Here is a 12932-nt window from a genome sequence, read left to right as displayed (position 1 = left end):
CGGCCTGGCGGCCGTCGCGTGGGCGGGCCCGGCCGGCCGGGCCCGCTGGGGCCCGGCCGGCTGTCCGCGCGGTGCGGCGCGGACGCGGGGGTCAGAGCGCGTCGGGGCCGCGTTCGCCGGTGCGGACCCTGACGGCGGTGTCGACCGGAAGGCTCCACACCTTCCCGTCACCGATCTTCCCCGTTCGGGCGGCCTTGACCACCACCTCGATCAGGTCGTCGGCGTCGGAGTCCTCCACCAGGATCTCTATGCGGATCTTCGGCACCAGGTCGACGGTGTACTCCGCGCCGCGGTAGACCTCGGTGTGGCCGCGCTGGCGGCCGTAGCCGCTGGCCTCGGTGACGGTCAGGCCGTGCACGCCGAAGGCCTGGAGGGCCTCCTTGACCTCGTCGAGCCGGTGCGGCTTGACGACGGCGGTGATGAGCTTCACGCGTCCACCTTCTTCGTGGGGGAGGCGTCCGCCTCGGTGCTGGACCCACCGGTCAGGGCGCCGGCGATACGGCTGCCGACGGCGGTGAAGTCGTAGGCGGACTCGGCGTGCAGCGCCTGGTCGACGCCGGCGGCCTCCTCCTCCTCGCTGACCCGGAAGCCCATCACCATGTCGATCAGCTTGGCCAGGATCGCGGAGCAGACCAGGGAGTAGCCCAGCACCGCGCCGACACCGATGAACTGCAGGCCCAGCTGGTGCCAGCCGCCGCCGTAGAAGAGGCCCTTGGCGGTCTGGCCGACGCCGCCGGTGGCCAGGAAGCCGATGGACAGCGAGCCGATGATGCCGCCGACCATGTGGACGCCGACCACGTCGAGGGAGTCGTCGTAACCGAAGCGGTACTTCAGACCGACCGCGGCGGCGCAGACCGCCCCGGTGACCAGGCCGAGCAGGATGGCGCCCAGCGGGGAGATCGAGCCGCAGGCGGGGGTGACGGCGACGAGGCCGGCGACGGCCCCCGAGGCCGCGCCCAGGGTGGTGAAGGAGCCGTGGCGCAGCCGCTCGTAGACCAGCCAGCCGATCATCGCGGCGGCGGTGGCGACCTGGGTGTTGGTGAAGGCCACGGCGGCGACGCCGTCGGAGGCGAGCCAGGAGCCGGCGTTGAAGCCGAACCAGCCGAACCACAGCAGGCCGGCGCCGAGCATCACCAGCGGGATGTTGTGCGGGCGCATCGCGTCACGGCCGAAGCCCTTGCGCTTGCCGATCACGAGGATGACGCCCAGGGCCGCGGCGCCGGCGTTGATGTGGACCGCGGTTCCGCCGGCGAAGTCGATGACGCCCTTCTTGTACAGCCAGCCGTCGGAGCCCCACACCCAGTGCGCCACGGGGAAGTAGACAACCGTCGCCCACAGCGTGATGTACAGCGACCAGGCGGTGAACTTCACCCGGTCGGCGAGCGCACCGCTGATCAGGGCCGGCGTGATGATGGCGAACATGAGCTGGAAGACAGCGAATACGTAGATCGGAATGGAGTATCCGGGCCACAGCTCGGAGATCCCTATGTTGCGCATGCCGAGCCAGTTGGTGCCACCCAGGAACCCGTTGCCGGTGTCGAAGGCGAAACTGAATCCGTAGAGGGTCCACAGAATGGTGATGATGCCGAGGCTGATGAAACTCATCATCAGCATGTTGAGGGCGCTCTTCACGCGGACCATGCCGCCGTAGAAGAAGGCGAGACCCGGGGTCATCACCATCACCAGGGCGGCGCTGATCAGCATGAACGCCGTACTTCCGGAATCTAGCCTGGGCGCGTCCGCGGCCAGCGTGATGATGGCTGGAGCCATCGGCGTCTCCTCGTCGTCCGTACGGCCCGTGCGGGCTGTGCAGAGTGGGCCGGTATGGTGTCCGAGATTGGCCGAAGAGGGTTTCCGACGATGCCGCAGGGTGTTTCGCGGCCGTGACGAAGAAGTCGCGCGTGTTACGCGGGGATGAACCGGGGCCCAGCTCCGTGAATACTGTATACGGATGGGAAAGCAGGAGATCAGCGATGGCCGCCGCAGCCGCCTCAGGCGGATTCGGCGACTTCCGGCAGTTCCTCGGAAAGCCGTTCGGCCAGTTCGATCACCTCGGGCACGTCGCCGAAGTCGCGTACGGCCGCGTGGGTGGTCTTGCGGATGCGCGTGTTGACGCGTTCGGACCGCACCCGCTTGGCGATGTTGACGGCCCGGCCGGTGAAGTGCGCGGCCTGCTCGGGGTGCCGCATCAGCAGGTGGACGGTGCCCATGCCGACGAGGTTGAGCGCGTAGGCGCGCTGGTGCACCGGGTCACGGCCGAAGCCCTCGACCGCGAGGTGCATCTCCGGGTGGGCCAGCGAGGCGTAGGTGGGGCTGCGGCCCGCGACGTAGGCGAGGTCGCGGTAGGAGTGGGCGTTCTCGGCGTGGAGTTCGGCCTCGGTGAAGAAGCTGATCCACGGCGGGTCGTCGTCCGGGCGGGAGTCGGTGAAGGCGTCCTCGGCCATCCGGACCGCCCGGTGGCACTTGTTGGCCAGCCCCATGTTGGCGTAGGCGCGGGCCTCCAGGGCGTGCAGCATGGCCTGGGTGGTGGCGGTGGCCGAGTCGCGGCTGCCGTACTGGGCGAGGTGGATCAGCTCCAGGGCGTCGTCCGGCCGCTCCAGGTGGATCATCTGGCGGCTCATCGAGGACAGGACGAAGGCGCCCAGCGAGCTGTCGCCGGCCTCCTTGGCCGCGTGCAGCGCCAGCACCAGGTACTTCTGGGCGATGGGCTGGAGCCCGACGTCGTAGCTCATCCAGCCGGCGAGCGCGGCGAGGTCGGCGGTGACCCGGTACAGCCGCCGGGTCACGGACTCGGGGTGGCTCTCCTGGAGCAGGTCGGTGACCTCGTGCAGCTGCCCGACGACCGCCTTGCGGCGCAGCCCGCCACCGCACTGGCTGTCCCACTCGCGGAACATGGCGGCGGTGGACTCCAGGAGTTGCAGCTCCTGCTCGGACAGCCGCGACGGGCGGCCGCCGGCCTCGTGCGGCTGCGCGGGCGGGGCCGGGGCCGGCCCGCCGGCCGCGGTCGGCACCAGCCAGCGCTGCATGGGTTCGAGCAGGGCCGGGCCGGCCGAGAGCACGAGGGAGGCGCCGAGGAAGCCGCGGCGGCCCAGCATCAGGTCGCTGCGGGAGAACTCGTTGATCAGCTGGACCGTCTGCGGACCGGCCCACGGCAGGTCCACCCCGCCGCCGGCGGTCGGCTGGTGGGTGGCGCGCAGGCCGATGTCCTCGACGGGCACGACGCAGCCGAAGCGCTCGGAGAACAGCTCGGACAGGATGCGCGGGATCGGCTCCCTCGGCTGCTCGCCGTCCAGCCAGCGGCGTACCCGGGACGTGTCCGTGCTCACGTGGTGGGCACCCATCTGGCGCGCCCTGCGGTTGACTTGGCGGGCAAGCTCGCCCTTGGACCAGCCGCTGCGCACGAACCACGAAGTCAGTTGCGCGTTGGGCTGCCTCTCCGCTGTGCCGGCCACGGTCGCGCCCCCATCCCGTTTCTGCTCCCCCGTAACGTAGCGCCGCCGTCACCCCTCCCGTGGCGCAATTGCGTAATCGCCACCATTCGCCACCCCTTCGAATGAACGCCCGGGCCCCGGCGCGCGATTCACTTGACACATGCCGCGGGGACACGCGTGAGCGGGCCCGTAACCATCGGCAGCGGCGATCCGTTGGAGGGGTCATGGTGTTCACGATCGGCAGCATGCGCGAGATGCGGCAGCACCGGACCACCGTGCGCGGGGCCGTACGGGCCGCGGCACTCTCCGGTGTACGGGCAGGCCGGCGCCGGTCGCACACCGCCCTCTGCGGCACCGTGGCCGAGTACACCGGCCGGTGCGGCTGGGCGGTGGTGCCGGGGGCGCGGGCCGTCCGCGGCGGCGGCGCCTGCTCGTGCGGCCGGGACGGCTGTCCGCTGCCGGGCGCGCACCCCCTGGACCCTGCCGCGGAGCTGCCGCCGGGCGCGGATCTCGAACTGGCGGAGCGGCTCTGGGAGCGGATGCCCGGGGCGTCGGTGCTGCTGCCCACCGGGCGGTCCTTCGACGTGATCGACGTGGCGGAGGCGCCCGGCCGCCGGGCGCTGGACCGGCTGGAGCGGATGGGACTGCGGCTGGGTCCGGTGCTGCTGACGCCGACCGGCCGGGCGCAGTTCTTCGTGGCGCCGGGTGCCGCCGCCGAACTGCCGCACCTGCTGTACCGGATGGGCTGGGACGACGCCCGGCTGGACCTGCGGTGCCTGGGCCGCGGCGAGCATGTCACCGCTCCCCCGTCGGACTTCGCGGGGCTCGGCCCGGTGCGGTGGCTGCGCGAGCCGCGCCAGGACGGGGAGCGCCAGCCCCCGGAGGCCCGGCTGCTGCTGGGCACCCTGGCGTACGTGTCGCACCGCGCCCGCGTGCACGCCTAGGACGACGCGCGGGACGCGCCTCCACGGCCTCCCGCCCCCGTCTCGGGCACCTGTTCTGTCCGGCGCCCCGCAGCAGCCGGACGGCACGGCCGTCAGCAGGACACCGTCGGGCAACGCGTAAGGGGCACCCCTGAGGAGGGGTGCCCCTTACGGGTGGGACTGCTCGGGCAGACCGCCCGGTGGAGGCCCGCGGTTCTCCCGCCGCCGCGGCCGCCGGTGGCTCAGCCGCCGATGAGGGCGTCCACGAACGCCTCCGGCTCGAAGGGCGCGAGGTCGTCCGCGCCCTCGCCGAGCCCGATCAGCTTGACGGGGACGCCCAGCTCGCGCTGAACGGCGACGACGATGCCGCCCTTGGCCGTGCCGTCGAGCTTGGTGAGGACGATGCCGGTGATGTCCACCACCTCGGCGAAGACTCTCGCCTGCACCAGGCCGTTCTGGCCGGTGGTGGCGTCGAGGACCAGGAGCACCTCGTCGACGGGGCCGTGCTTCTCCACGACCCGCTTGACCTTGCCCAGCTCGTCCATGAGGCCGGTCTTGGTGTGCAGCCGGCCGGCGGTGTCGATGAGGACGGTGTCGGCGCCGGTCGCGATGCCCTCCTTGACCGCGTCGAAGGCGATGGACGCGGGATCGCCGCCCTCGGGGCCGCGGACGGTGCGGGCGCCGACCCGTTCGCCCCAGGTCTGGAGCTGGTCGGCGGCGGCGGCCCGGAAGGTGTCGGCGGCGCCCAGCAGCACGCTGTGGCCCTCGGCGACGAGCACCCGGGCGAGCTTGCCGGTCGTGGTGGTCTTGCCGGTGCCGTTGACGCCGACGACCAGCAGGACGGCCGGCGACTCCTCGTGGCTGTCGGTCTTCAGGGCGCGGTCGAGGGTCGGGTCGACGAGCGTGAGCAGCTCCTCGCGCAGCAGCTGCCGCAGCTCCTCGGGGTGCCGGGTGCCCAGGACGCGCACCCGGGTGCGCAGCCGGTCCACGAGCTCCTGCGTGGGGGTGACGCCGACGTCGGCGGTCAGGAGGGTCTCCTCGACCTCCTCCCAGGTGTCCTCGTCCAGCCGCTCCCGCGAAAGCAGGGTCAGCAGGCCCTTGCCGAGGGAGTTCTGGGAGCGGGAGAGCCGGGAGCGCAGCCGCACCAGCCGTCCGGCGGCCGGCTCGGGCTGCTCGATGACGGGCTGCTCCGGGACCGGCACCTCCTCGACCGCCTCGGGCGCGGCGGTCGCGCCGGGCAGGCCGACCTCCTCGATGGTGCGGGGGGACTCCTCCTTGGGAGTCTCGGCCTCCTCGCCCACGTGCGGTTCGGCGGGGGGCCTGGTGATCGTGGGGCTGCTCGGCGGGGGCGGCAGCTGCTGCTTCCTGCGGCGGCTGCCGATGACGAGCCCGCCGGCCCCGAGGACCACGACCAGGGCGATGACGACGACAAGGATCACGATTTCCATAACCCACCCAGCCTAGGGCTTTCCCGTCCCAATACCGTGCTTCCGGCGGGTGAGATCTCCCTCCCGCCGGCGGACCTCCCGCGGGCCGTGCCCGACGGCCGGCGGCCGCCCCGGCCCGGGGCCACGCGCCGGCCGGACACACGACGACGCTGCCGGCGGGTCCTCTCACCCGCCGGCAGCGTGCCGGTGCGCACCCGCAACGCGGGGAGGGGCCACCCCTCCCGCGGCGCGGTGGAAGGGGCTACCCCATCTCCTCCAGGGCCTTGCCCTTGGTCTCCTTGACGAAGGCGAGCACGAAGGGGATGGAGAGTACGGCGAAGCACGCGTAGATCACGTAGGTGCCCGACAGGTTCCAGTCCGCCAGGCTCGGGAAGCTCGCCGTGATGGCCCAGTTGGCGATCCACTGGGCCGAGGCGGCCACGCCGAGGGCGGCGGCGCGGATCTTGTTCGGGAACATCTCGCCGAGGAAGACCCAGACCACCACGCCCCAGGACAGGGCGAAGAAGAGCACGAAGCAGTGGGCGGCGATCAGGGCGACCGTGCCCTCGGTGTTGGGCAGGGTGGCGCCGTGCTTGTGGGAGAACGCCCACGCTTCCAGGGCCAGCGCGATGGCCATGCCGGACGAGCCGATCAGCGCCAGCGGGCGGCGGCCGATCCGGTCCACGAAGATCATCGCGATCACCGTGCCGATGATGTTCACGATGGACGTGGTGAAGGAGTAGAAGAACGAGCTGCTGGGGTTGATCCCGACGGACTGCCACAGCGTCGCGGAGTAGTAGAACGCCACGTTGATGCCGACCAGCTGCTGGAAGGCGGACAGGCCGATGCCGATCCACACGATCGGCAGGAAGTTCCGCCGCGTCGAGGTGAGCAGGTCGCTGAAGCTCGCCTTGTGCTCGCGGTGCATCGCGGTGCGGATCTCCGCCACCCGGGCGTCCAGGTCGCTGTCCGTGCCCTCGACGTCGGCGAGCACCTTCCGCGCGTCCTTCTCGCGGCCCACGGTGAGCAGGTAGCGGGGGGACTCGGGGATGGCGAAGGACAGCAGGCCGTAGATCGCCGCGGGGATCACCATGACACCGAGCATCAGCTGCCACGCCTCGATCCCGAGGAGGTGGCCGCGCTGGTTGCCGTTGGCCGCGTTGAGGATGCCCCAGTTGACGAGCTGCGAGACGGCGATGCCCAGCACGATGGCGCCCTGCTGGAAGGAGGCCAGCCGGCCGCGGTAGGCCGGCGGCGAGACCTCGGCGATGTAGGCGGGGCCGATCACCGAGGCCATGCCGATCCCGAACCCGCCGATGACGCGCCACATGGCCAGGTCCCACAGGGCGAACGGCAGGGCGGAGCCGATGGCGCTGATGAAGAAGAGCACGGCGGCGATCTGCATGCAGCGGATACGGCCGATCCGGTCGGCGATCCGGCCGGCGGTGGCGGCGCCGATGGCGCAGCCGATCAGGGCGATGGCGATGACCTGCGCCAGGGCGGCGGAGCCGATGTCGTACTTGTCGCGGATGCCCTCGACAGCGCCGTTGATGACCGAGCTGTCGTATCCGAAGAGGAATCCGCCCATGGCCGCGGCGGCGGTGATGAAGACGACATGGCCGAGGTGTTCGGAAGGTGGCTGCCGGTGGGTACCGGCCGCTGATGCGGTGCTGGTCACATTGCGCTCCTGGGGCTCGCCGGTGAGCCCTCGCATGAGGGTCTGATCTTCAAGTGTTGGGCCGCCTTGTGGCGGCCACCACTCGAACGTATTGGCAGGACGCGCCAGCTTATGCATACAAGTTTCAAATACAAAAATCAGGAAAGAAGCCTCATGCCGCGCATTCGGCGGCGCTAAGCGGGCGATGTATCAAACGTGTAGCCCTTGTATAACAACCAATGCGTTCACCTCTTGAACGATCATGCGGGCTGAACGGGCCCAAGATCACCCGAATGGCTGCTTCCCCGCTTTCCGTCCCGCAACCGCTGACTGATCACCTTCGAGACTCCGTCACCCTGCATGGAGACTCCGTACAGGGCATCGGCGACCTCCATCGTGCGCTTCTGGTGGGTGATCACGATCAGCTGGGAACTCTGCTGGAGTTCCTCCATGATCCGGATCAGCCGTTGGAGGTTGGTGTCGTCGAGCGCCGCCTCGACCTCGTCCATCACGTAGAACGGGCTGGGCCGGGCCTTGAAGATCGACACCAGCATGGCCACCGCGGTCAGCGAGCGCTCGCCGCCGGAGAGCAGCGACAGCCGCTTGACCTTCTTGCCCGGCGGCCGGGCCTCGACGTCGACCCCGGTGGTGAGCATGTTCTCCGGGTCGGTGAGCAGCAGCCGCCCCTCGCCTCCCGGGAACAGCCGGGAGAAGACCCCCTCGAACTCGCGGGCGGTGTCGTGGAAGGCCGCGGCGAAGACCTGCTCCACCCGCTCGTCGACGTCCTTGACCACCTGGAGCAGGTCGGCCCGGGTGCGGCGCAGGTCCTCCAACTGCTCGGTGAGGAACTTGTGCCGCTCCTCCAGGGCCGCGAACTCCTCCAGGGCCAGCGGGTTGACCTTGCCGAGCTGCGCGTACGCCTTCTCCGCCGCCCGCAACCGCTTCTCCTGCTCGGCACGCGCGAACGGCCGGGGCAGGTTGCGCGGGTGCTCGGGGTCCTCCGGCAGGACCTCGCCCTCGGCCGGCGGGGAGGGCGGCACCGGCTGGTCCGGGCCGTACTCGTCCACCAGGCCGGCCGGCTCCATGCCGTGCTCCTCCAGCGCCCGGGCCTCCAACTGCTCGATGCGCAGCCGCTTCTCGGCGCCGAGCACCTCCCCCTTGTGGACGTCGCCGGTGAGCCTGTCCAGTTCGGCCTTGAGCTCCCGGCCGCGCCGCCGCTCGGCCCCCAGCCGCTCCTCACGCTCGGCTCTCGCCCGTTCGGCGGCCACCCGTTCGGCCTCGGCCCGCTCCAGCGAGACCTGAACACACGCCAGCAGGCCGCGGGTACCTGCCAGCACCGCGACCGCCACCGACGCCTCGTACGCCAGCCGGGCCCGGTGCCGCTCGGCACGCGCCCGGCTCTCCCGCTCGGCCCGGGCGGCCCGGTCCAGGGAGTCCGCCCGGCCGGCCAGGCTCCTGACCCGCTCCTCGTGGGTGCGCGCCTGGAGGCGGGCCTCCATCTCGGTCTGGCGGGCGTTGGCGCCGTCGGCGGCCAGCCGGTCGCGGGTGAAGGTGTCCGGCTCCTCCTCGCCGGGCTGCTCCTGCGCCTCCCCGAGCCGGTACGACAGCTCCTCCAGCTCCTCCCGGGCCGCCGCCAGCGCCTCCTCGGCGCGGAGCACCGCCGCCGCGGCCCGCTCGGCCTCGCCGGCCGCGGCCCGGGCCTGGCCGCCGTGCCGGCCGAGCTGCTGGGCGACCGACGCCTTCTCCTTCTCCGCGGCCCGGCGCCGCCTGCCGAGTTCGTCGGCCGACCGGGCGGCGGCGGCCCGGCGCTCCTTGGCCGCCTGCTGCCGTTCGTCGAGCCCGGACCACTCCCGCTCCAGCCGCTCCAGCTCCGCGGTGGCCTCGTCGACCTGCGCCTGCACCTCCAGCACACTGGGCGCCTTGGCCGACCCGCCCTGGGCGAGATGGGCGGAGAGCACGTCGCCCTCGGCCGTCACCGCGGTCAGCTCGGGGCGGGCGGCCACCACGGCCTCGGCGTCCTCCAGGGAGCCGACGACGACGGTGTCCCGCAGCAGCCGCCGCACCGCCGGCAGCAGTTCGGCCGTCCCGGTGACCAGGTCGACGGCCGGACGCGCACCCTGCGGCAGGCCGGACGCTCCGGCCGGGCGGGGGCGGGGACAGCGCCCGGCGCCGGCGACCCGCCGTGGTCGGCGGCCGCGGCGGGGCGGTGCCCGCCGTCCGTTGGGGCGGGCACCCGCCCGGCTTCGGCCGCCCCGACGGTGGACGCGGCGGGCTCCGCGGCTCCGAGCCCCGCAGCCGGGGCGGACGCCGAGGCCGCCGATGACGCGGGCCCGGGCTCCGCCACCGACACCGAACCGGCCCCGGACTCCGCCGCCACCGACGCCGCCCCGACCGGTGCCGCGTCCGGCTGCGGGGCGCCTGCCAGCAGCAGCGCGGCCCGGCCGCCGTCCTCCTTGCGCAGCAGCCGCAGTGCCTCCGCCGCGGCGGCCGGGCCGGAGACGGCCACCGCGTCCGCCGCCGCCCCCAGCGCCGCCGCGACCGGCACCTCGTACCCCGCGGCGACGCGCAGCAGCGCGGCGGCCGGGCCGAGCACCCCGGACAGCACCCCGCCCTGCCCCTCGCCCCGCTCCCCCGCGGCCAGCAGCGCGCCGCTGCCGTCCTTGCGGCGCAGCGCGGGCGCGAGCGCGTCGCGGCGGGCCGCCACCGCCGCCCGGCGGCGTTCGGCGGCGGCCGCGGCGTCCCGCGCGGAGCTGTACTCCTCCTCGGCCGCGGCCTGTTCGGCGCGGGCGGCCTCGATCCGGGCGTCGAGTTCGGTGTCGTCGGCGTCCAGCCCGTCGACCTGGGCGCGCAGCTCCTCGTACTCGGCCTGCGCCGACTCCGCCCGCTCACGGGCCTCGTCGCGGGCCGCGGCGAGCCGGCCGATCTCCGCCTCGGCCGCGACGGCCTTCGAGCGGGCGGCGTTGACCTGGGCGTTCAGGCGGGCCAGGCCCTCGCGGCGGTCCGCGATGGCGCGCGCCGCGGCCTTGAGCCGGGCCTCCTCCTCGGCGAGTCGCCGCTCCAGCTCGGAGCGGTGGGCGACGGTGTCCTCCAGAGCCCGTTCGGCGGCGTCCAGGGCCTCTTCGAGTTCGGCCTCCTGCTCGCGGACCCGAGCGGCCTCGCGCTCCATGTCCTCCGGGTCGCGGCCGCGCCGCTCGTCGGCGGGCTGGCTGGTGGCGTGCCGGTGGCGCTGCTCGGCCAGGCCGATGGTGCCGCGCACCCGCTCGGTCAGCTGGGAGAGCGCGTACCAGGTTGCCTGCGCGTCGTTCACCCGCGGGGTGAGGGCGCGGACCTGCTCCTCCAGCTGCGCCTCGCGCCGGGTGGACGCGGCCAGTTCCGCCTCCACCGCGTCCCGGCGCTCCTTGAGCGCGGCCTCGTCGGCGACCTCCGCCCGCAGTGCCTCCCGCAGGGTGACGAGGTCGTCGGCCAGCAGCCGCAGCCGGGAGTCGCGCAGGTCGGCCTGGATGACGGCGGCCCTGCGCGCCACCTGGGCCTGCCGGCCGAGCGGCTTGAGCTGGCGGCGCAGCTCACCGGTGAGGTCGGTGACGCGGGCCAGGTTGGCCTGCATGGCGTCGAGTTTCCGCAGCGCCTTCTCCTTGCGCTTGCGGTGTTTCAGGACGCCGGCGGCCTCCTCGATGAAGGCGCGGCGGCCCATCGGGTCGGCGTGCAGCACCGAGTCGAGCTGGCCCTGCCCGACGATGACGTGCATCTCGCGGCCGATGCCGGAGTCCGACAGCAGCTCCTGGATGTCGAGCAGCCGGCAGGTGTCGCCGTTGATCTGGTACTCGCTGCCGCCGTTGCGGAACATGATCCGCGTGATGGTCACCTCGGCGTACTCGATGGGCAGCACGCCGTCGCTGTTGTCGATGGTCAGCGACACCTCGGCGCGGCCCAGCGGCGGGCGGCCGGTGGTGCCGGCGAAGATGACGTCCTCCATCTTGCCGCCGCGCAGCGACTTGGCGCCCTGCTCGCCCATCACCCAGGACAGCGCGTCGACCACGTTCGACTTGCCGGAGCCGTTGGGCCCGACGACGCAGGTGATTCCGGGTTCGAAGCGCAGCGTCGTCGCCGAGGCGAACGACTTGAAGCCGCGCAGCGTGAGGCTCTTGAGATGCACGCCGGTCGACTCTACCCGCCGTGACCGGTTTCACCGAGGACAGCGCAGGGCAGATCAGACGTAAGCGCGCCAGGCGCGAGGGGCCATTGGGGCGTGCGGGAACGGAGCGTGACCGGGGCCGGGAAGCAGGGCGGGGCCGGGGCGGACGAAGGGGCGGGCACACCAAGAGGGCGGGCACCACACGGGGCGGACGGACGAGAGGGCAGAAAAGAAGGGACGCCGTGGAAGGCGCCCCTTGCGGTTGCCGCGGGAATGCGGCGTCCTGGACGGTGGCCGCACCGAGCCGGATCACGCCGGGCCGGGTGGCCACGGAGAGTCGAATCCGTCGGCGCGACCGAACAGTCGTGCGTTCAGGCAGTCGAGGAGTCGAACAACCGAACAGTCGAGCGTGGCCGGATACCGGGCCTGCCGGGCCTGGCGGACGCCCGATCAGGCCAGCGCGGGCTCGGCGTGGTTCACGTCGATGCCGAGCAGCGACTCTTCGTGCGATGCCACAGTGAGAGCGTCGTTCTCCGCCTGCATGCGGATCAGCTCGGCCTCCAGATCCTGGACGCGCCGCTGCAGCCTTCGCATCTCGGCGAGGAGTCGCGGGTCGGGGCCGCCGACGTAACCGAGAAGCGCCTTTGCCATGATGGATGGTCCTCCACGCTGAGTGACCGACCGGGGCAGGTGGTCGTGGGTGAGGGGTACGCTCCCGCGCAGGCTCACAGCCGTGGCGTCCTGCCGGATAATCAACGGTGCCACGATGCGCGGGGCTTTCAGCGTCTCACCAAAAAGAGGGGCGGTCAACACGATCACAGCCCAAGCGCCGGATCGGCCTCAGAAAACACGGCGCCGCACCGGCGCCGCGGGCCGCCCGCGGGGCGCGAGGGCCATTCCGATCATCCTCGCCTGGGGGCAGCCTGGCACGTGATCGCCCGGAAGGCAACGGGTTCGGCTCAGCGGATCTCGAATCCGTCGTATCCGCCCCTGGCCACGCCCCAGATTTCGGTCACGCCGTCGACCCGCCCGGGCGTGGCGCCCTCCCGCAGCGACTCCAGCAGCCGCTCGCAGGTGGCGCGCGGCCCCTCGGCGACGACCTGGACCCGGCCGTCGGCGAGGTTGCCCGCGTAGCCGATCAGGCCGCCGATCTCCAGCGCGGTGGCGCGCGTCCACCACCGGAAGCCGACGCCCTGGACACGGCCGCGCACCCAGGCGGTCAGCCGGACATTCTCGTTCATGTGGGCACGCTATCCCGCTGGATCGGTCCACCTCACCTCGAACCCCGGCGCGATTCGCTACAGTCCCCACTCAGCAGATTCACCCGTTCGGAGTACACCCGGGCGTCTTGGGTCGCCCGGT

General features: G+C 72.6%; 10 protein-coding genes. 1 reads left to right on the top strand and 9 read right to left on the bottom strand.

Translation table 11 applies throughout. The features are described 5' to 3' along the window. Positions 1-91: 91 nt before the first annotated feature. From BS72_RS24830 to nsdA, 3 genes are all read right to left on the bottom strand, one after another. A complete protein-coding gene (locus tag BS72_RS24830) occupies positions 92-430 on the bottom strand; it encodes a P-II family nitrogen regulator (RefSeq protein WP_037913716.1) in 339 nt (112 codons plus the stop codon). Next, positions 427-1770, bottom strand: a complete 1344-nt coding sequence (locus tag BS72_RS24825; protein ID WP_037913715.1) for an ammonium transporter — start codon at positions 1768-1770, stop codon at positions 427-429. The genes BS72_RS24830 and BS72_RS24825 overlap by 4 nt, the downstream gene beginning before the upstream one ends. Positions 1771-1991: 221 nt before the next feature. Then, positions 1992-3452 carry a transcriptional repressor NsdA gene (gene nsdA / locus BS72_RS24820; RefSeq protein WP_037913713.1) on the bottom strand — a complete coding sequence of 487 codons (1461 nt, stop codon included), beginning with the start codon at positions 3450-3452 and terminating at the stop codon, positions 1992-1994. A 203-nt stretch (positions 3453-3655) separates the two neighbouring features. Here nsdA and BS72_RS24815 point away from each other — a divergent pair, with 203 nt between their 5' ends. Continuing rightward, entirely contained in the window at positions 3656-4375 is a 720-nt protein-coding gene (locus BS72_RS24815; RefSeq protein ID WP_037913712.1) for a bifunctional DNA primase/polymerase, read from the top strand. A 221-nt stretch (positions 4376-4596) separates the two neighbouring features. On the opposite strand, the gene ftsY is transcribed toward BS72_RS24815, so the two are convergent. The 6 genes from ftsY to BS72_RS24790 all read right to left on the bottom strand — a co-directional run bounded on the left by ftsY (position 4597) and on the right by BS72_RS24790 (position 12811). Further along, positions 4597-5802, bottom strand: a complete 1206-nt coding sequence (gene ftsY, locus BS72_RS24810) for a signal recognition particle-docking protein FtsY (RefSeq protein WP_037913710.1) — start codon at positions 5800-5802, stop codon at positions 4597-4599. Positions 5803-6043: 241 nt separating this feature from the next. Further along, positions 6044-7459, bottom strand: coding sequence for a sugar porter family MFS transporter (locus BS72_RS24805; RefSeq protein WP_037913709.1), 1416 nt, complete (start codon positions 7457-7459; stop codon positions 6044-6046). 239 nt (positions 7460-7698) lie between these two features. Next, on the bottom strand, positions 7699-9534 hold the full coding sequence (locus tag BS72_RS40020) for an AAA family ATPase (RefSeq protein ID WP_232792671.1): 1836 nt from the start codon (positions 9532-9534) through the stop codon (positions 7699-7701). Further along, positions 9420-11591, bottom strand: coding sequence for a chromosome segregation SMC family protein (locus BS72_RS40015; protein WP_232792529.1), 2172 nt, complete (start codon positions 11589-11591; stop codon positions 9420-9422). The genes BS72_RS40020 and BS72_RS40015 overlap by 115 nt, the downstream gene beginning before the upstream one ends. A 429-nt stretch (positions 11592-12020) precedes the next feature. Then, entirely contained in the window at positions 12021-12221 is a 201-nt protein-coding gene (locus BS72_RS24795) for a hypothetical protein (RefSeq protein ID WP_037917511.1), read from the bottom strand. A gap of 308 nt (positions 12222-12529) precedes the next feature. Continuing rightward, positions 12530-12811: an acylphosphatase gene (locus BS72_RS24790; RefSeq protein ID WP_037913707.1), complete on the bottom strand. Its 282-nt coding sequence runs from the start codon at positions 12809-12811 to the stop codon at positions 12530-12532. Positions 12812-12932: the final 121 nt, after the last annotated feature.

Source organism: Actinacidiphila yeochonensis CN732 (genome assembly GCF_000745345.1).
Taxonomy (GTDB): domain Bacteria; phylum Actinomycetota; class Actinomycetes; order Streptomycetales; family Streptomycetaceae; genus Actinacidiphila; species Actinacidiphila yeochonensis.
The sequence above is the reverse complement of the archived record's forward strand: the minus strand, read 5'-3'. Positions and strand labels throughout refer to the sequence as shown.